Genomic DNA, 17,886 nt, shown 5'->3' on the forward strand with positions numbered 1-17,886 from the left:
TATTGGTGGCGGGCCGCCCGAATTACCGCCCGAAACCGCGGGTGGCAGCTCTCAGCGAGTTCGCTCGGGCAGCGGCAGCGGCAGCGGCCGCGGCGCACGCACCCGCGCGACGACGGTGACCACAACGAGCACCACAACGACAACAATCGCGGCGATGCCCGTCGGCTGCGAGATGAAGTCGCCAGCGAGGCGCCCGACGGCCACCCAGGCGATTCCCCAGCCGAGCGCTGCGGTCGGCGCGAGGCGGCCCTTGCTGTACAGGGCAAGCGCACTACCGATGATCCCGGCGATGACAATGAGAATGACCCCCCACACATCGGGGGAGAGGCCGAACCCGTCGAATCCGACGGCGGCGAGCACCGCCGCCGTGTTGGCGACCGTCGCGATGGCCACCCAGCCGAGGTAGAGCCCGACCGTGCCGTCGGTCACAATGGCGTCGACGATATTGGCTGGCCGACTCGCGAGGGTGATACGGAACGCCACAATCAGCACGATCAGCAGCAGCACAATCACCGGAACGCTCGCCCAGAGCACGTCGAACTGCACGCTGAGGATCCACGCCGCGTTGAGAATGAGCGACAACGCGATCGGATAACCGAGGCGGCGATGACGTTCCGCGGTTTTCTGCGCGGGGAGCAGTTGCCAGATCGCGTACGCCAGGAGCCCGGCGTAGATCACCGACCAGATGCCGAAGGCCGGTCCGTCGGGTGCGACCGGTGTCGCATCCGCCGACAGTGCGCCGCCAGACGCTTCGGCGATAGGCGTGCCGCCAGCGGCTCCCGATCCGATGAAGCCCCCGATCAGCGCAATGATCGCGCTGACGAGAACGATGATCTGTCGAAGTCGGTCATTGTGCTTCATGGCTCTTCCCCCGGTTGCGGCGCCCGCGTGCGTCGAGCGCATTTCCGACCCTAACAACGAAGGATCCGGAGCGAATCAACCTTTCGGAGGTGCGTGACTTTCTCCTGATGGCACGAAAAAACGGATGCCGGCTCGCGGCATCCGTTTCGGGAATGGGGTGTTGGGGGTCTGGGGGTGCGGCCTACGCGGCGCGCGTGATGTGGTCGGGCACACGCGTTGCGCCACGACCGCTGGGGACGACAGCGTTTGCTGCAATTGTGCTGTCTCGGGTGATGTGGGCCCCGGCGCCGATCTTCGCGTTGGCTCCGATGCGGCAGTGGCTGCCGACCTCGGCGCCCACTCCGATCATGGCACCAGCGCCGACGTGCACGTTGGCGCCAACAAAGACACCGGGTGACAGTACCGCGTCACGGTCGATCCAGCTGCCCGCACCGATCCAGCAGCGACCGGCGATTTGGGCACCGGGCTCGACGTACGCGGTTGCATCAAGGAATGTGGTCGGGTCTACTTTGGCCGTTGATGCGACGAACCCGCGACCGTTGCTGTGGCGACGGTACTTCGCGATTTCGCCCTCTCGGGACTCAATCTCTTCAAATACTTTGCTCATGATCTCCTTCGGCGCCCTTGCCCGCAGAATGAGGCGGACTTTGTGCGCTACCTCAAACAACACGCGGTAGTGCTTGTGGATTCCTCCTACTCAGCGACCTGCCAGTTTCGGCGCTCCGCAGCGCCGCGGCAGCCGCCCTGGCCGCGGTATCCCGGCGTTCCCTGAGCAGCGTCCTCAGGATTGAGCGCTAAAATCGTCCTTCGGCTCGTCATCTCCAGTGGTGCGTAGTCCCTGGACATGAAAGTGATTTACCTGTGATCGACACCAACTCAAAACTGTGGACGCCCCGATTCCTTCTCGCGGTGCTCGTGAACTTCTTCGTCTCGATGGTGTTCTACCTGTTGATGACGACGATGGCGCTGTACGCCGTCGAGCGCTTCTCCGCATCAGACACCGCGTCGGGGCTCGCATCGAGCACCTTCATCATCGGTGCACTCATCGCCCGGATCTTCGCCGGCAAATTCCTCGACTTCGTCGGTCGGCGACGGATGCTGGTTATCGCGCTTATTGTCTATGTGATCGCCGGCATCCTGTACATCCCCGCTGACAGCCTGGTGTTGCTGCTGATTATCAGGACCATCCACGGTATGGCTTTCGGTGCGGCGAGCACCGCGATCTCGGCGTCCGTCATGAGCTTGATCCCCGCCCACCGACGGAGTGAGGGCACCGGATACTTCGGCATTTCGATGACGCTCGCGACCGCGATTGGCCCGTTTCTCGCCGTTGTTCTCGTGGAATACGCCACCTACGAGGCTCTGTTCGCCGTCTGTGCCGCGTGCGCGGCCGTCGGACTCGTTCTTGCCCTGTTCCTCAAGCTGCCGGAGCACCCGCCGACACCCGAACACGCCGCAACGCGGTGGAGCATGCGCCCGCGCGACCTCTTCGAGCCTGCCGCGATGTCGATCGGTGCTGTCATGTTCGTGGCTGCCGTCGGCTACTCCGGCATCATCTCGTTCCTCAACTCCTTCGCACGGGCAGAGGACATGGTCGCCGCCGCCAGCGCCTTCTTCCTGGTTTACGCGGTCGTCGTTCTGATTTCGCGGCTCTTCATGGGCCGGATCCAGGACCGCTTCGGAGACAACGCCGTCGTCTATCCGACCCTGCTCTCGTTCGCGATCGGACTCGCCCTGCTGGCCTACTCGCCCAACGGCGTCGTCCTCGCGTTCTCGGCGGTGTTCATCGGTTTCGGGTTCGGCGCCCTCATGCCGTGCGCGCAGGCGATTGCGGTGACGATGTCTCCGCGGCACCGCATCGGTGTGACGACCTCGACCTTCTTCCTCATGACCGACGCCGGTATCGGTTTCGGTCCGCTCGTGCTGGGCTCACTGCTCCCGTTGACGGGCTTCCACGGCATGTACGGCCTTCTCGCCGTCATGGTGCTGCTCGCGGGCGTGCTCTACCACTTCCTGCACGGGTACCGGAAGTTCCGTCCGATGCCGATCGCGGTCTGACCCGTCGATCGCTGGTTCGCGCGGTGCCTGAGCTCGCGCCGCGCGTTCGCGCGGTATAGCGCGGCTCAGTCGCCGCGTTCCTCCGCCCGGCTCTCGACGAAGCGACGAGCGAGCCACACGCCGAGGGCCGCTGCGAGCAGAGTGCCGATCGTCTTCCGCCGGTCTTCGCGCTCGCTCCCGCCCCAACCGCCGGTGATTGCGGCATCCGTTGCCGGTGGCGGTGAGTAGAGGGTTCCCCGCGTCGGCCGGGCATCTTTGGTGCGGGACAGGTGCGTCTTGTCCGTCTGCAGGGCCATCTGCGTCTCGACAGCCGCGGGCGTCTTGCGGTGTTGAGCGACCATCGCCTTGGCGATCGCGCCACCGACGACGAGTTCGCGACGCGGTTTCTTCGACACCTTGACGATCGCCCTGGCCACGAGGTCGGGGCTGTACACAGGGGGCATGGCCACCACTTCACGGCCCGTGTAGTTCGCGGCGTGGCGGAAGAACGGGGTATCCATGGTCGCGGGCATGATCGTCGACACTGAAATACCTTTGTGCTTCGATAGTGCGAGCTCGGACCTGAGGCTCACCCCGAGGGCCCGCACCGCAGCCTTCGACATGCCGTATGGCGCTGTGTACGGCTGCGGGACTTCGCCCACGATCGACGCCACGTTGATCAGGGAGCCGCTTCCCTGCTTCGCCATCACGGCCAGGGCTGCCCTGGCGCCGTAGACGCAGCCCAGGATGTCCACGTCGAGCACGCGACGGAAGTCGTCGAGCGGCATTTCAAGGAACGGTGCGAAGGCCGAAACCCCCGCGTTATTGACCCACACGTCGATCCCGCCGAACCGGGCGACCGCGGTTCGGGCCAGAAGCTCGACCTGTCCGGCATCCGTGACATCCGTGGGCACCGCGAGTGCCTCACCTCCGGCGTCCCTGCACTCGCCAGCCAGGGCGGCAAGTGCCTCCGCGCTGCGGCTCGCGAGCACGACTGTTGCACCCCAGGCGGCGAAGCGCAGGGCTGTCGCCCGGCCGATTCCGCTCGACGCGCCTGTGATCACGACTACGGTCTTTGACGACATCTGCGTTCTCCTTCACATCCGGCACCGGACTGGTTCGACTTGTGCTGGCTCAACGGTGCGCTTCCGGCGCTTTGCGGTCAACGGGTGGCCAAAACATCGTCGGTGGGTTAAAAGCTCCGCGGTCCGTTGGTTTAGGCGCCACTCCACTCGAGCAGCCGGTCGAGCGGCCAGGTCGTGACGATCCGCTCAGCCGGGACACCCAGCGCGTCGGCGCGAGCCGCTCCGAGATCGAGCAGCCCGAGCTGGCCGGGAGCGTGAGCGTCACTGTCGATGCTGAACAGGCACCCGGCGTCCAGCGCGAGCTGGATCAGGTCATCCGGCGGATCCTGTCGCTCGGGGCGCGAGTTGATCTCTATGGCGACGTCGTTCTCGGCGCACGCAGCGAAGACAGCCGCGGCGTCGAACGTCGACTGTGGGCGCGTCCCCCTCCCGCCCTGCACAAGCCTGCCGGTGCAATGCCCGAGCACGTTGACGTGCGGGTGACGGATGGCGGCGAGCATCCGCTTCGTCATCTCGCCCGACGGCATCCGCAGTTTGGAATGCACGCTCGCCACGACGACGTCCAGCCGGTCGAGCACTTCGTCTGACTGGTCGATGGTTCCGTCTTCGAGGATGTCTACTTCGATGCCGGACAGCATCCGGAAGTCCTCGAAGCCCTCATTGAGCGCTTCGAGCTCGGTCAGTTGTTCCTCGAGTCGCTCGGTGCTCAGCCCGTTGGCCACGCGCAGCGACGGCGAGTGGTCTGACGCCACGAGGTAATCGTGACCGAGCCGCTGGGCGGTGCGCGCCATGGATGCCAGGTCGGTTGTGCCATCGGACCACAGGGTGTGGCTGTGCAGGTCGCCCTTGAGCTGAGCGCGCAATTCGGTGCCGTCCTCGGTCACCGGGCCGCCGATCCGCTCGCGAAGGTCGGCCAGGTAGTCGGGGACCTGGCCCGAAACCGCCTGCTCGATCACGGTCCAGGTGGTCGAACCGATGCCCTTGCGGCGCTTGAGGCTTCCGTCGGCCACCCCGGCCGCAACTTTGTCGTCACCGAGCGGTTCGATCGTCGCGAGGGCCGTGCGGAAAGCCTTCGTCTTGTACGGCGACGCGAGGTCGCGCTCGAGGAGGAACGCGATCTCGTCGAGCGCCTCGGCCGGAGTGAGAGCGGGAGTCGTGGCGGATGTCATGGCGCGCGATCAGTCCTCGTCGACTTTCTTCAGGAGCGTGCCGAGGGCATCCCGGATGTCGTCATAGTCATACTGGCCGGCGCGGCTCTCGCCCGAGATCACCGCACAGCGGTGGACCTTCTTAAAGTCGCCGATCGGGAACTTGTAGTGCCCCTTGGTGTCGTCGGGGTGTTCGTCGTCGACGCCGAGGTGCCACTTCGAGTACTCCGCCCAGCTCTCCTTCTCGATGAACTTGTTCTCCTCGTCGGGTGTCGGCGCATGCTCGCTCCAGTCGTCTCGCTCATCGCGGACCACTGTGCCCTTCGTGACGAGGCTCTTCGCGTGACGAAATGCTTTGTCGTTGAGTTTCACAGCCATCTCGGCTCCTTCCCGCGGGGCATCATCCCCGGTTCGTTGCGGTCTGTCGGCCGCGCAGCACGGCTCATCAAGCAAACGCGACAGCGTCGGCGTGGCACAACCCCCTTGTCGTGGCGGTCAGTATTCCGTTCTGTTGGCCTTGGTCGCCCAGGCTTCGAACGGTGCGAGTGGCCGCTCGGCGACGCCGGGCATGACGGCGATCGCGGGCGCTACCTTGTCGAAGTGGTCGTCGAACCGCTTGTCGGCGAAGCCCGCCCGTTCGGCGTCGAACCGATCGGCGGCAAAGATCACAGCGTCCACGTGGGCCCAGAGAGATGCCGCGACGCAGAGCGGGCACGGTTCGCAGCTCGCGTAGAGCGTCGCCCCGGTGAGGTCGAAGGTGCCGAGATCCGCGCACGCACGCCTGATGGCCATCACCTCGGCGTGGGCAGTTGGATCGTTCAGGGCCGTCACCTGGTTCGTGCCGGTGTACACGCCGCCGTCCGCCGTCACGACGACCGCACCGAACGGCCCACCACCCGCCGTCACGTTCTCGACGGCGAGTGCGACGGCCTCGTTGAGGTAAGCGGATGCTGCACGGTCACCGGATTCGAACATAATCCAGAGGTACCACAGTGAGAGTTCCTGCGGAGGATTCCGGGCGTGACTCTTGACGGGCGGAGAGGGCAGTCTTACCTTGTTAACAACCATCCGGTTGATAAAGAAAAAGGTTGACAATGCTTTCAGTCCCCGCCGTTGATCCGGACGCCGCCGTCGACGCTGACGCGCGGCTCGACCGGGCCTTCATGGCGCTCGCCGACCCGGTGCGCCGGGCGATCATCGCGCGATTAAGCCGGGGACCGGCATCCGTCAACGAACTCGCCGAGCCATTCGCGATCACCAAGCAGGCGGTATCGAAGCACATCGCTGTCCTCGAGCAGGCCGGACTGGTCAGTCGCTCGCGCGACGCGCAACGCCGACCCGCCGCGCTGGTCCCCGAGGCGCTCGAAGAACTCACCGCCTGGATCGACGCCTACCGGCTTACCGCCGAATCACGCTTCCGCCGGCTCGACGAGGTCCTTGCCGGCACACACGTCACCCACCCACAGAAAGAGAAAGAGGAAGAAGGAGAGGAAGAGAGATGACGAATCCAACCACGATCACCGTCCCGGACGAAGTGCCGTTCATCGAGATCGTCCGCGAATTCGATGCGCCCCTCGAGGCCGTCTACCGGGCACACACCGAACCCGAGCTCGTCCTGCAGTGGCTCGGCCCCCGTGGCTATGTCATGGACATCGAGCGCTGGGACATCACGACCGGTGGCGGCTACCGCTATGCACACCGCGTCGACGGCGAGGAGTACTGGTTCAACGGTGTCGTGCACTCCGCGTCACCGGAGAAGGGCATCGTGCAGACCTTCGAGTTTGAGGGGTTTCCCGGCGCGATCAGCCTCGAGTTCCTCAGCCTCGAGGACCTGGGCAACGGTCGCACCCGCGTAACCGGGCACAGCGTGTACCCGAGTCTGGAGAACCGTGACGGCATGGTGCAGTCCGGCATGGAGAAGGGCGTCAATGAGGGCTACGAGCAGCTCGATGAGTTGCTCGCGACGCCGGTCTCCGCGTAAGGAATGCCGCTCGCCAGCGCCTCCGACTGCCTCGCTTCAGTAGCCGTCTCTCCGCCGGGGTGAGCGAGGCGCTGGCGGTGGCGGCACTTCCTTCGCCGCGATGACCCGGTCGAACCGGACGGTCTCCATGCCGCGCTTGCCCGCGATGACGCAGGCGGTGTCGTCTCCTCGCATGAACCAGCCGAGGGCATCCGTCGCCTGACCGTCATCGAGTGAATAACGGATGACCACCCGGGTGCCCTCCGTGGTGCCGCGGAGGAACTCGACCGCCTCGTCGTTCAGCATGCGGATGTGGGGCTCAAGGGAAGCATTCCTCCAGCTTGCCACGTGCCGTTTGGGCCGATGCCCGTTTTTCGGGAGGAGAACCGAGGGGTCCGTCGTCCATAGGTGGATGGGCACCCGGATTGACCGCCCGAAACATCGGGACCGGGCGTGTGAGCACCGCCGATCCGCCCTAGCCGCACCGAATCTGCCGGAGTACCCTGACCGACAACACACGGACGAAGGGACTTCGCATGCCTGACATCACGGTGAACACGCCGGGGGCGCCCTGCTGGCTCGAACTCACCACCTCGGACCCCACCCGCTCGCAGGAGTTCTACGGTGAACTCTTCGGCTGGGACGCCGAGATCGGCGATGACGTGCTCTACGGCGGGTACGTGAGTTTCAACTTGAGCGGCAGGCGCGTCGCCGGCGCCATGAAAAAGCAGGAGGACGCCCACTACCCGGATTCCTGGTCGGTGTACCTCCTGACAACGGATGCCTCGGCAACAGCCGCGGCCGTCGCCGAGGCCGGCGGGGAGAATATGTTCGAGCCGATGGACGTTCCGCACATGGGCGTGATGGGGTTCGCGACGGATGCCACCGGCGCGACGGTCGGTTACTGGAAACCCGGTGAGCACACGGGGTTCCAGGTCGAGCGGGAGCACGGAGCGCCCGTGTGGTGCGAGTTGCTCGCGTCGGACTTCGAGAAGGCCGTCACGTTCTACGAGAAGGCGTTCGGCTGGACCCTCAGGGACGAGGGCGAAAGTGACGACTTCCGCTACAAGACCTTCGAGCGTGACGGCCAGGCGTTCGCGGGGATCTACGACGCGAAGGGCGACCTCGCCGAGGGAGAGCCGGCCTCATGGGCGGTGTACTTCGGCGCCGACGACGTCGACGCCACGGTGGCGAAGGCGCTCGAGCTCGGTGCCACCCCGAAGGATGCCGCGACGGACACCCCGTACGGCCGCATCGCCTCGGTCACTGACCCGACCGGTGCGGTACTGCGGCTCATGTCGTTCTCGTAGCGGCCCATCGCTTGGGTTTGCGTTCGGATGCGCCAAAAGCCGCGATTCGCGGATGCTATTCCGCGCATTTGCTGCGCGCGAACGGCCCGCGTGAGGGCGAGTTTCCATTCCAGTCGCTCGATTACGTCGAATGCGGGCCCATTCGACGTAATCGCGCGACTGGAACAGCGCGGGAGCGGATGCCTGGACCTCACCGCCCGATCAGCGGGAACACGTCGTCGGCGAAGCGGCGGTAGCTGGCGATCGGATCGTCGGCGCCCGCGACGAGGATGATGCGGTCGGCACCGGCCTCAACCCAGGCGGCGACAGTGCGCTCCGCGTCGGCCGGCGTGCCACCGATGGCGAGCGACTGCAGGATGTCGTCGGTGAGCTCGCCACTGCCTTCGGCGCCGAGACCCGCGATCTCGGTCAGGCGGCCGAACACGCCGAAGTCGATGAGCCGCTGTACCCGCGAACGTACCTCAGCGATGGCCTGGTCGCGATCGTCGCCGATGCTCGTCATCGCGAGGAGGAGGGTTTCTCCGTGACCGCCTGCTGACGCCATCTGTTCGCGTGCCCAGCGGACGGCATCCGGCGCGGCAAGTTCAGGGAGCAGGAGCCCGTCGGAACTGCGCGCGGTGACCCGGAGCCCGATCGGGCCCGTCGTGCCGAGGAAGACCTTCGGTGGTTCGGCGGGCGGGAAGCCCAGTGTGACGTTCTCGAGGTGGACGTGGGTCCCGTCAACGGTGACGGTCTCACCGGCGAGGAGTCGGCGCAGCGCCAGAGTTGTCTCCTCGAGCGCCGCGAGCGGCTTGGGCACGCTCGCACCGATCTCGTCCATCCAGGACGGGATGCCGTGGCCAAGCGCGATGATCACCCGACCGGGTGCGAGACGCGCGAGCGCGCCGATCTCCATGGCAGCGGTCGCGACGTTGCGGGTGACGGCGGGGAGCAGCCCGATGCCGACCGAGATGCGTGAGGTGACCGCGAGGGCCGTCGCGGCCATGGTGATCCCGCCGGCCCAGGGCAGGTCCTCGCTGAACCAGAGTTCGTCGAACCCGGCATCCTCTGCCCACCGTGCGAACTCGGGCAGGCGCTCCGGCGCCCAGTCCGGTTCGAACCGCACTCCGATACGTGGCGTCGTCGTTGTCGTCATGCCTCGAGCGTATGGCAGCGGGTCGGGTCGAGGGCGGCAGTGTGCGGCGCGGTGTTGCGGATTGCGGCGCCGGTTGCCGGCCGATCACAGGTACCTACTGGTAGGTGACGAGCTCCGGGGTCGGGTGCACCTGCGACATGGTCTGCTCGGGAGTGAGCATGGGAGCGTCTTCGTCGTAGAAGTTCTTCCATCCCCACGCGACGCCAGCCGGGGCATCCTTCTGCAGGTTCGCCCAGGTCGCCTGCTTGTCGGGCTGGCCGCCCTGGCCGTCGACGTGGAGGAGCATCCCGATCTCGGGCCGGCTCAGGTCGAGCGTCTCCCGGTCGGTCAGCATGCTCGGGCGGAACTGGTGCACCACGAGCATCTTCTGGGGCAGGCCCTTCTCGTTGGTGAGGGCGGCGAGCCAGTGCGTGACGGAGTTCACCTCTGCCGCTGACACCGAGCCGATGTCGTGGAGGTGACGCTGGTCGGGGGCGAGGCGCCACTCAGGGTCGAGCGCGAGCCCGACGTTGGGCAGTTCGAGCAGTGACTGGTACTGCTTCGCCTGGGTGAGGAAGTCCGTCCTGCCCGGCTGCAGGTCGATCACGACGTAGATGCCCGCGTTGGCGGCGGCGTCGATCCACGGCCTCAGCGACTCCGGCGAGAGCTCGTTGGAGAAGTTGCCGTCATCACCGGGGCCTCCGGCGGCAACCGACGCGATGATCTCGAACATGGGCACAACAGTCTTCGGCGTGAGCGCCTGGAATGGCGCCGCAACCTGCCTGGCGCGCTCGACCGAGCCAGCGGCATCCTGCTCACCCAGAACGCCGAGGACCGAGGTGGTCGGTGTTCCGTAGATGGCGACGAACTGGTGGTTCTCGAAGAGGAGCTGGCCTCCACCGGGAAGCTGGGTGCCGCTGCGTGCGGTGCGCACCTTCCAGTCGAGCGCGGGTTCTGCGCCGAATGCGGCACCGATCGCGAGGGTTTTCTCGGTCTTCGAGGCGTGAAGGGCGTCGATGACGGATGCGTTCGCCTGCGGATTCGCGGAACCCCCGGTGAGCAGGTGCACCGGGATGCCGGCGGAGCGGGCGGTCGCGATGGACGCGAGCTGGGCGGCGCCGTCGATGGCGATGGCCGCCGTGTCGTCGATGGGGGCGGGGCGCTCAAGGTTGGGGATGTCGGCGCTCGGAGTGCTGGTGCCGCCTGTGTTGGTCGTGTCGGTCGCCGTGGTTGCTTCGAGGGCCGCGATCTCGGCGGCGAACGTCGCGGGGTCTGCGGAGGCGGGTTCGGCGAGCGTGTGGCCGATGGTTGCGCTCGCGGCCTTGATGGTCGCCTCGACCTGGACGACGGTGAGCGACTCGTCGAGGGATGCCCCGGCCGCGTCGCCGACCACGACCGCGGTGGTCGTGTCGAGCCGGGTGAGCTCGTCGTCGAGCGGGCTTGGGGCGGCAGGGGAGTCGGTGGGGGACTCGGCCGGGGTGTCGGCGGGGGGTGTTGCCGGGGAGCCGGCCGGGGGCTCAGTCGTAGGTGTGGCCGGGGAGCCGGCCGGGGGCTCAGTCGTAGGTGTTGCCGGGGAGCCGGCCGAGGGCGTCGTTTCGGTTTCGTCATCGCCAGCTACCGGCACGGCCGCCGGGGCGTCGATGAGGAGTGGCACCCCGAGCGCGACCGCTGCCCGAGCGGCAACGTTCTGTGCCTCAGCGGCTCCGGCCGACGCGACGACTACGAGTGGTGCGGTCTCGAACAGGGCGCGGCTGGTGGCAATCGACGCCGCACTTTCGTCGGTGTCCGCGAGCACCGTGAGCGCGGCATCCGGACTCGTCGTTACCGTCGCGGTCCCCGCCTTTTCGGACGCCCCCGACGGCGTGCACGCGGTAAGAGCGACGACTCCGACGACGAGCGCCGCCGCGGTGCGGAAGCGGCTCGGGCGGGTCATTCCTCCACGGTATGTCACGGGGGCGGAGGTCACCAATCCGCTCGCGGGTGTCGGCGGAGCTGGTGCCCTCAAGGTGTTGCGGGGCGGCCCCATCGTCGAGCGCTGCACTTGCATGCCCGGGCTGCAGTTACTTCTGCAGCTTGAGCATGGATCTGTAGCGCGTGGTGGCACGCTCCGTCGAGCGGATGCCGCGGGTCGGTAGAGCGCGCTGGCCTCTGTGCGAGTCGCGTCGGTCTGGCAGGTGCGAGGGGTGGCGCGCACCGGCCTCCGTGCGAGGGGTGGGCGGGGCAGCCGCGCCGTCGAACGCTGCACTTCCATGCTTGCGCTGCAGTTACTTCTGCAGCTTGAACAGGGATATGTAGCGCTCGGTGAGCGAGTCCCGTAAAGCGGATGCCGCGCGCCGTCGAGCGCGGCACGTCCATGCTTGCGCTGCAGTTACTTCTGCAGCTTGAACATGGAGCTGTAGCGCTCGGTGGGCGAGCTCCGTAAAGCGGATGCCGCGTGGCCAGCGGTCAGGAGTCGGCGGGAACCCGCACCAGCAGTCCGCCCGGCTCGACCCAGGTTTTCAGCGCTGTTGCCTCGCCGAATTCGTCGCCGTCGAGCTCGATCGGCTCCGCCCGGCTCAGTCTCACGGTGAGCTTCTCGCCGCGGAAGTAGTTGAGCGCCTTGACGTCGGGCGACACGAGCTTCTCACCGAGCTTGGTGCGACGGAGCACGCCGTTCTCCCAGATCACCTTGACGAAAATCTGCACCCAGCCGACGAAACCCTCTGGCCGCAGCACGATGATGTCGAGCTCACCGTCATCGACGGCGGCATCCGGAAGCAGCACAACGTTGGCCATGAGGGAGCCGCAGTTACCGATGATGATGGTGTGCGCGCGCACGGCCCGTGGCTTCTCCCTGCCCACCTGGTACCGCATCCGCAGGTAGTTCTTGTCGGTGAGGGCCTTGCCGATCGCACCGACGTACGCGAGCCAGCCCACCTTGGCCTTGAGCTCCTCGTCGGTGTTCGCGAGCATCTTCGCGTCGAGGCCGAGACCCGCCATGACGAGGTAGGCGTGGTGGTCGATGGCGCCGCCGGAGCGTTCGATGTCGATCTTCGCGAGGTCGATCGGGCGGTTCTTGCCGCTGAACGCCGAGTGCAGCGAGTGATCGAGGTCGTCGAGCGTGAGGTTCAGGTTGCGCGCGAGCAGGTTGCCCGTGCCTGACGGCAGCAATGCGATCGGCACCTTCGCGCCGGACATGGCTTCAGCGACCGCGCGCACAGTTCCGTCGCCGCCAGCCGCGATGATCATGCCAGCGCCGTCGTTGAGGGCCTGCGTCGTGACCTCGCCACCCGGATCCTCGACGGAAGTCTCGTAGTAGCGGGTCTCGGCCCACCCCGCCTCCGCCGCCTCGCGGGCCGCGGCCTCCTTGATCGCGTCGATGTCGACCTTGATCGGGTTGTAGACGACAGCGGCGAATTGCTGCCCTGAGGTGTCTGAAGTGTCTGCGCTGCCTGCGCTTTCTGTGCTCACGATCTCACCGTGACTGGTTCGGACCCGGTTGCGCAAGTCCCCCGGTCGAGAAGGGACGGATGCCGCCGCGTCTGCTATGGGAAGCGCGCGGATGCCGCGTTTGGGCGGTGCGGATGTGCCGTGGCGGCTGGGGCGGATGTCGTATTCGGCGGGTCGGATGCCGCGTGGGCGGAGTGGATGAGTGGGGATGGGGCGGATGCCGCGTGGGGCCGGTCGGGGAGGGGTCGGATGCCGGGTGGGGACGTGGTGGGGATGGGGCTGGGACTGGGGCGGTGTCGCCGGCGCGCTCACCCCGGGTTCCGTGGGCAGCGTCGCGCCGGGGTGCTCACCTCAGGTTCATCCTCCCGGTGGACCCCGGATCAACCCCGGGACCGATTCGCGGTGCGCGCGCGGCCGCTGGACTGGAGTCATGCTCACACACCGCTCTCTCCCCGCCGTCGCGGCCGCCACCCTCGTCGCCCTCACGCTCAGTGGGTGTTCCGTGAAGGACGTGCTCAGTAACTCCCGCGAGGCGCTCTTCGCGACCTATGACGCCGCGGTCGAGCACTGGACCTCCGGCGATATGCCCGGGTGGATTCCGACGGATGCCACTGACATCCGTTCGCTCGAAACAAAAGATGGGCGACTGTCGGTGATCCGCGTCACGACGTCGAGCCCGCCCGAGGGGGACTGCGTCGAGCGGGCACGGGAGGGCGCTCCCGTCCTGACCGCGACGTGGACGGCCGCTGCGGAACGTCCCGCCGTGGTCACCGTGTGTGACGAGTACGAGATCATGCCCGTCGAGGGCGGCTGGCTGGGCTGGTTCGAGGGGGAGGAACCGCCGAGCCGGCTCGCGCCGTCCTCGGAAGCGGGGATGTAGCCCGCGAAGCAGCGAGCGCCATTCATCCGTCGCGAATGTCGGATGTGAGTTGGGTTTGTCGGCATTTGGTTCGGGTGAACGGATGGGGCGGGGGTCGGCAGGGCGTCATCCGTCGTGGATGTCAGGTTTGCAGTGGGTCTGTCGGCATTTGGGTCGGATGAACGGATGGAGTGGGGGTCGGCCGGGCGTCATCCGTCGCGAATGTCGGGTTTGCGGTGGGTCTGTCGGCGTTTGGGTCTGATGAACGGATGGAGCGGGGGTCGGCAGGGCGTCATCCGTCGTGCGTGTCGGGTTTGCGGTGGGTTTGTCGGCATTTGGGTCGGATGAACGGATGGAGCGAGGGTCGGCCGGGCGTCATCCGTCGTGGATGTCAGGTTTGCAGTGGGTCTGTCGGCATATGGGTCGGATGAACGGATGAACGGATGGAGTGGGGGTCGGCCGGGCGTCATCCGTCGCGGATGTCGGGTTTGCAGTGGGTCTGTCGGCATTTGGGTCGGATGAACGGATGCCGCGGGCCACGACACGCATGCGGCATCCGCCCCGCCCAAATCCACCCACACAAAACCGGGGCCCGCCGCACTAATGCGACGGGCCCCGGCTCAGCGAGAGGTGCAGCTAGCGGTTTCCGCGCGGACCCTTGTAGTCCCAACGGTCGGTGTAGTGGTGTCCCTTGCCGTGACCCTTACCGCCGTGCTTCTTGGTCTTGGTCTCAGCGAAGGTCGCCGTGGCGTGCGCGAGAGCGTCCGCCATTTGCTCCAGCACAACGGGATCGATGTTGTTGATGTCGTCGCACGCCGCGTGGTAGCACGGGTCGTACGGCTCACCGGCGGTGCCGCCGAAGATGGCCGCCTGCTCAGCAGTCTTGATGTTCTCGGCCCCGGTGAACAGTCCGCCGGCAGGAATGTTGTTCGCGATGAACGGGCCGTAGTCGCTGCGCCCGTCGAACGCGGTAGGCGCCGTCGCGAGTCCCTGGGAGGCAAAGTACTCGTTGAACGTGTCCTCGATGACGTCAGAGCCAGGAGGAGGGCTGGGGTTGACCGCGAACGTGTCCCCATCGCCGTCGTAGACGAAGCGCACCGCATTGGTCGATCCGAGCATGTCGAAGTTGAGGTTGAGTGCGTGCTGCTGGATCTCAGCATCGGTCAGCTGCGCGACGTAGTGCTCTGAGCCGAGCAGTCCGTCTTCCTCCCCGCTCCAGAACGCGAAACGCACCTTGTTCTTCGGTGTGAGGTTCTTCTTCGACATCTGCAGCGCTGTCTCGAGGATCGCCGCGGTTCCCGACCCGTTGTCATTGATGCCCGGGCCTTCGAGAACGCTGTCGAGGTGTCCGCCGACGACGACGGTCTCGTTGGCGTTACCCCTGCTGTCGGCGAGGAGGTTGAACGTGTTGATGGTCTCCTCGTGCGCGTCAAACGCGAGTCGCACTTCGGCGCCAGCGGTCGTCGCGAGCTGCTCACCGAGCGCGAACGTGGTCGTCGCGACCGGCAGTGAGAAGATCGTGTCGCCCAGCGTTCCCGCGAAGAGACCGGTACGGTCGTCACTCCCCGTGACGGTGCCCTGATTAAAGATGATCACTCCGACCGCTCCCGCCGCGAGGGCGTTGTCGGCCTTGACCCGGAACTCGCAGGTTCCGCGCTGCACGAGGGCGATGTTGCCCGCGGTGAATCCGGCGAAATCGGTAGCCTCGCAACCGCTTGTTGATGCCCGGTTCCCGGTGAGGTTCACGTCGACAGCCTGCACCGGAGCGGTGACATCGCCCTCAGATGCGTTGCTCGCCTCGAGGAAGTCGACCTGGTAGCCGTAGGTCAGGGGGTTGGGTGAGACCTGCTCGAGCGCGGCGGTGTCCACCACGCTCTTGACGTAGCTGAACGGTTGCCGCCAGGTGGTGTAGCCGGCCTTCTTGAGCTTGGCCTCCATGTAGTCCGCCGAGGCGACGTGGCCGGGTGTGCCCGCGGCGCGGTTGCCGCCGTTGGCATCGGCGATGTCCTGCAGCGCCTGGAGGTGCTTCGTGATGCCGTCGGCTGTAACAGCCTTCCTCAGTATTTCGGAGGCCGACTTGGCCGCCGGGTTGCCGTGGCCGTGACCGTGGCCGCCACCCCCGTTGCCGTGCCCGGGCCCCTTGCCCCCGCCGGCGTATGCGGGCCCTGCGAAGCTGACGGCGACTAATGCGCCGGTCGCGAGGGCCGCCGTGAACACGGATCCCACCTTGCGTTTCTGATACATGTATTGCCCCTTCATTGGAGAGTGACAGTTACACCGGGACTCGTGACCCCGGCACAGTGTTCCAGAGACTAGACCCCTGAACGGGGGCAGGGGAAGAGTGAGCTGAGCATCCCTCTCGTCCGGTCCCCTGCCTGGGGGACCGCGGAATCACGCGGAAGTAGGGCGGTTTCAGCCCGCGAGTCGCGCCAGGCGCCGCCGCTGCTGCTCGTCCGGATCGGGGACGGGAGCGGATGCGATGAGCGTGCGTGTGTAGTCGTGTTGCGGGAAGCTCAGCACCTCGTCGCAGCCACCCTGCTCGATGATCGTGCCGCGGCTCATCACGGCGACGCGGTCGCAGAGTGTGTCGACGACCGCGAGATCGTGGCTGATGAACAGGCAGGCGAAGCCGAGTCGCTCCTGCAGTTCTCGGAACACGTCGAGCACCTGTGCCTGCACTGACACGTCGAGCGCGCTCGTCGGTTCGTCGGCGATGAGGAGGTCAGGCCCGAGCGATACGGCCCGCGCGATGGCGACCCGCTGCCGCTGCCCGCCCGACAGCTCGTGTGGATACCGGTCGCGCCAGCGACCGTCGAGCCCGACCGACTCGAGCAGTGCGTCGGTGCGGTCGCGCAGCTCGCTCCCGGCCATGCGGCGGTGCACGCGCAGCGGTTCAGCCACTGTTTCCGCGACCGAGTACCGCGGGTTGAGCGACGTCGCCGGGTTCTGGAACACTACTCCGACGCCGCGGCGCATCCGCAGTCGGTCGGCCCGGTTCCGTGTGTCCACGCGGATGCCGCCGACCTCGATGGTGCCGCTGGCGATCGGCGCCATCCCGATCGATGCCCGGCCGATCGTGGTCTTGCCGCTGCCGGATTCCCCGACGAGCCCGAAGATCTCGCCCTTGCGGACACAGAGCGTGATGTCATCGACGGCGCGGGAGTACCCGGAGAGCCGGTTCCCATACTGAACAATCAGGTTCCGGATGTCGAGAACGGCGCTCGAGGCCTCATCCGTTATCGCGGTGTCACCGCGCTCGCCGAACCGGGGTACCGCCGCAAGAAGGTCTCTTGTGTACGCCGCCTTCGGCGACTGAAACAACCCGCGTGCGGTATTCGACTCGACCACAGAACCGCTCTTCATCACCACGACGCGGTCGGCGAGGTCGGCCACGACGCCCATGTCGTGGGTGATGATCAGGATGCTGCTGTCGAGTCGTTCGCGCATCCGCCGGAGAACGTCGAGAATTTCGGCCTGCACCGTGACGTCGAGCGCTGTCGTCGGCTCGTCGGCGATGAGCAGCTGGGCGTCTCGGGCGAGGGCCATCGCGATGACGATGCGCTGGCACTGTCCGCCGGAGAACTGGTGCGGGTAGTACTTGAGGCGCGACTCGGGGTCGGGGATCTCGACGAGGGTGAGCAGCTCGATCACCCGGGCACGCGCGTCGGCCGCTGACAGCTTCCTGTCGTGGGCGCGTACGGCTTCGCTGAGCTGGAACCCGACGGTGAAGACCGGGTTGAGCGCGGCGAGGGGGTCCTGGAAGATCATCGCGATCTGGGCGCCGCGCACGCTGCGCAACGCGGTGTTGCTGAGTCCGAGGAGTTCACGGCCGTCAAACCGGATCGACCCGGTGACTGTTGCGTTGCCGGGAAGCAGCCCGAGCACGCTCATCGCGGTGACGCTCTTGCCCGAGCCGGACTCTCCGACGATGGCGACGACCTCGCCACGGCCGACGTCGAAGCTCGCTGAGTCCACTCCGACACCCGTCTCGCCATCGACGTCGAACGTCACGGTGAGGTCGCGAACCGCGAGCAGCGGTGCGCGCGTGGGTGTCTCGATGGATGCTCCGGCGTCAGCTGCCAC

At 66.7% G+C, this 17,886-nt stretch carries 17 protein-coding genes; 5 read left to right on the forward strand and 12 right to left on the reverse strand.

Annotation, left to right across the window (positions count from 1 at the left end; all coding sequences use genetic code 11):
• Nucleotides 1-51: 51 nt before the first annotated feature.
• Nucleotides 52-861: a TspO-related membrane protein gene (locus AC1C2N_RS06315; RefSeq protein ID WP_495433301.1), complete on the reverse strand. Its 810-nt coding sequence runs from the start codon at nt 859-861 to the stop codon at nt 52-54.
• A 181-nt stretch (nt 862-1,042) separates the two neighbouring features.
• A complete protein-coding gene (locus AC1C2N_RS06320; protein WP_483406427.1) occupies nt 1,043-1,468 on the reverse strand; it encodes a DapH/DapD/GlmU-related protein in 426 nt (141 codons plus the stop codon).
• A 254-nt stretch (nt 1,469-1,722) separates the two neighbouring features.
• Between AC1C2N_RS06320 and AC1C2N_RS06325 the strand changes: the two genes are divergently transcribed.
• The gene (locus AC1C2N_RS06325) at nt 1,723-2,919 is read left to right on the forward strand and encodes an MFS transporter (RefSeq protein WP_495433303.1); all 1,197 of its coding nucleotides are present in this window, start codon (nt 1,723-1,725) and stop codon (nt 2,917-2,919) included.
• A 65-nt stretch (nt 2,920-2,984) separates the two neighbouring features.
• Here AC1C2N_RS06325 and AC1C2N_RS06330 read toward each other — a convergent pair whose 3' ends face one another.
• The 4 genes from AC1C2N_RS06330 to AC1C2N_RS06345 form a co-directional block, all read right to left on the reverse strand.
• Nucleotides 2,985-3,983 (reverse strand): SDR family oxidoreductase, encoded by a 999-nt coding sequence (locus AC1C2N_RS06330; protein ID WP_495433304.1) that lies wholly within the window; start codon nt 3,981-3,983, stop codon nt 2,985-2,987.
• A gap of 131 nt (nt 3,984-4,114) precedes the next feature.
• The gene (locus tag AC1C2N_RS06335) at nt 4,115-5,152 is read right to left on the reverse strand and encodes a PHP domain-containing protein (RefSeq protein WP_495433305.1); all 1,038 of its coding nucleotides are present in this window, start codon (nt 5,150-5,152) and stop codon (nt 4,115-4,117) included.
• A gap of 9 nt (nt 5,153-5,161) precedes the next feature.
• Nucleotides 5,162-5,509, reverse strand: coding sequence for a hypothetical protein (locus AC1C2N_RS06340; RefSeq protein WP_495433306.1), 348 nt, complete (start codon nt 5,507-5,509; stop codon nt 5,162-5,164).
• Between the two features lie 117 nt (nt 5,510-5,626).
• Nucleotides 5,627-6,106 carry a nucleoside deaminase gene (locus AC1C2N_RS06345; protein WP_495433307.1) on the reverse strand — a complete coding sequence of 160 codons (480 nt, stop codon included), beginning with the start codon at nt 6,104-6,106 and terminating at the stop codon, nt 5,627-5,629.
• A gap of 119 nt (nt 6,107-6,225) precedes the next feature.
• Between AC1C2N_RS06345 and AC1C2N_RS06350 the strand changes: the two genes are divergently transcribed.
• Both AC1C2N_RS06350 and AC1C2N_RS06355 read left to right on the forward strand, forming a co-directional pair.
• Complete coding sequence (locus AC1C2N_RS06350; RefSeq protein WP_495433308.1) at nt 6,226-6,633, forward strand: ArsR/SmtB family transcription factor; 408 nt, start codon at nt 6,226-6,228, stop codon at nt 6,631-6,633.
• Nucleotides 6,630-7,112, forward strand: coding sequence for an SRPBCC family protein (locus AC1C2N_RS06355; protein WP_495433309.1), 483 nt, complete (start codon nt 6,630-6,632; stop codon nt 7,110-7,112). Before AC1C2N_RS06350 ends, AC1C2N_RS06355 begins: the two co-directional genes overlap by 4 nt.
• 36 nt (nt 7,113-7,148) lie before the next feature.
• Here AC1C2N_RS06355 and AC1C2N_RS06360 read toward each other — a convergent pair whose 3' ends face one another.
• Entirely contained in the window at nt 7,149-7,397 is a 249-nt protein-coding gene (locus tag AC1C2N_RS06360) for a hypothetical protein (protein ID WP_108963473.1), read from the reverse strand.
• Nucleotides 7,398-7,627: 230 nt separating this feature from the next.
• On the opposite strand from AC1C2N_RS06360, the gene AC1C2N_RS06365 reads away from it, so the two are divergent.
• A complete protein-coding gene (locus AC1C2N_RS06365; protein WP_495433310.1) occupies nt 7,628-8,401 on the forward strand; it encodes a VOC family protein in 774 nt (257 codons plus the stop codon).
• A gap of 190 nt (nt 8,402-8,591) precedes the next feature.
• On the opposite strand, the gene AC1C2N_RS06370 is transcribed toward AC1C2N_RS06365, so the two are convergent.
• The 3 genes from AC1C2N_RS06370 to AC1C2N_RS06380 form a co-directional block, all read right to left on the reverse strand.
• Complete coding sequence (locus AC1C2N_RS06370; RefSeq protein WP_495433311.1) at nt 8,592-9,536, reverse strand: LLM class flavin-dependent oxidoreductase; 945 nt, start codon at nt 9,534-9,536, stop codon at nt 8,592-8,594.
• Nucleotides 9,537-9,630: 94 nt separating this feature from the next.
• Nucleotides 9,631-11,448, reverse strand: coding sequence for a hypothetical protein (locus AC1C2N_RS06375; RefSeq protein ID WP_495433312.1), 1,818 nt, complete (start codon nt 11,446-11,448; stop codon nt 9,631-9,633).
• 512 nt (nt 11,449-11,960) lie between these two features.
• Nucleotides 11,961-12,965, reverse strand: a complete 1,005-nt coding sequence (locus AC1C2N_RS06380) for a diacylglycerol/lipid kinase family protein (RefSeq protein WP_495433313.1) — start codon at nt 12,963-12,965, stop codon at nt 11,961-11,963.
• A gap of 409 nt (nt 12,966-13,374) precedes the next feature.
• On the opposite strand from AC1C2N_RS06380, the gene AC1C2N_RS06385 reads away from it, so the two are divergent.
• Nucleotides 13,375-13,824, forward strand: a complete 450-nt coding sequence (locus AC1C2N_RS06385; protein WP_483406415.1) for a hypothetical protein — start codon at nt 13,375-13,377, stop codon at nt 13,822-13,824.
• A 615-nt stretch (nt 13,825-14,439) separates the two neighbouring features.
• Here the strand turns inward: AC1C2N_RS06385 and AC1C2N_RS06390 are convergent.
• Entirely contained in the window at nt 14,440-16,047 is a 1,608-nt protein-coding gene (locus AC1C2N_RS06390) for a M20/M25/M40 family metallo-hydrolase (protein ID WP_495433314.1), read from the reverse strand.
• 168 nt (nt 16,048-16,215) lie between these two features.
• A complete protein-coding gene (locus AC1C2N_RS06395; RefSeq protein WP_495433315.1) occupies nt 16,216-17,886 on the reverse strand; it encodes an ABC transporter ATP-binding protein in 1,671 nt (556 codons plus the stop codon).

The organism is Mycetocola sp. Y791 (assembly GCF_059445325.1).

What these genes read in the sequence shown, in the direction of transcription:
- AC1C2N_RS06350 (WP_495433308.1), top strand. Translation starts at nt 6,226, where the DNA reads ATGCTTTCAGTCCCCGCCGTTGATCCGGACGCCGCCGTCGACGCTGAC.
- AC1C2N_RS06340 (WP_495433306.1), bottom strand. Translation starts at nt 5,509, where the DNA reads ATGGCTGTGAAACTCAACGACAAAGCATTTCGTCACGCGAAGAGCCTC.
- AC1C2N_RS06335 (WP_495433305.1), bottom strand. Translation starts at nt 5,152, where the DNA reads ATGACATCCGCCACGACTCCCGCTCTCACTCCGGCCGAGGCGCTCGAC.
- AC1C2N_RS06365 (WP_495433310.1), top strand. Translation starts at nt 7,628, where the DNA reads ATGCCTGACATCACGGTGAACACGCCGGGGGCGCCCTGCTGGCTCGAA.
- AC1C2N_RS06355 (WP_495433309.1), top strand. Translation starts at nt 6,630, where the DNA reads ATGACGAATCCAACCACGATCACCGTCCCGGACGAAGTGCCGTTCATC.
- AC1C2N_RS06375 (WP_495433312.1), bottom strand. Translation starts at nt 11,448, where the DNA reads ATGACCCGCCCGAGCCGCTTCCGCACCGCGGCGGCGCTCGTCGTCGGA.
- AC1C2N_RS06330 (WP_495433304.1), bottom strand. Translation starts at nt 3,983, where the DNA reads ATGTCGTCAAAGACCGTAGTCGTGATCACAGGCGCGTCGAGCGGAATC.
- AC1C2N_RS06345 (WP_495433307.1), bottom strand. Translation starts at nt 6,106, where the DNA reads ATGTTCGAATCCGGTGACCGTGCAGCATCCGCTTACCTCAACGAGGCC.
- AC1C2N_RS06385 (WP_483406415.1), top strand. Translation starts at nt 13,375, where the DNA reads ATGCTCACACACCGCTCTCTCCCCGCCGTCGCGGCCGCCACCCTCGTC.
- AC1C2N_RS06315 (WP_495433301.1), bottom strand. Translation starts at nt 861, where the DNA reads ATGAAGCACAATGACCGACTTCGACAGATCATCGTTCTCGTCAGCGCG.
- AC1C2N_RS06320 (WP_483406427.1), bottom strand. Translation starts at nt 1,468, where the DNA reads ATGAGCAAAGTATTTGAAGAGATTGAGTCCCGAGAGGGCGAAATCGCG.
- AC1C2N_RS06360 (WP_108963473.1), bottom strand. Translation starts at nt 7,397, where the DNA reads ATGCTGAACGACGAGGCGGTCGAGTTCCTCCGCGGCACCACGGAGGGC.
- AC1C2N_RS06390 (WP_495433314.1), bottom strand. Translation starts at nt 16,047, where the DNA reads ATGTATCAGAAACGCAAGGTGGGATCCGTGTTCACGGCGGCCCTCGCG.
- AC1C2N_RS06370 (WP_495433311.1), bottom strand. Translation starts at nt 9,536, where the DNA reads ATGACGACAACGACGACGCCACGTATCGGAGTGCGGTTCGAACCGGAC.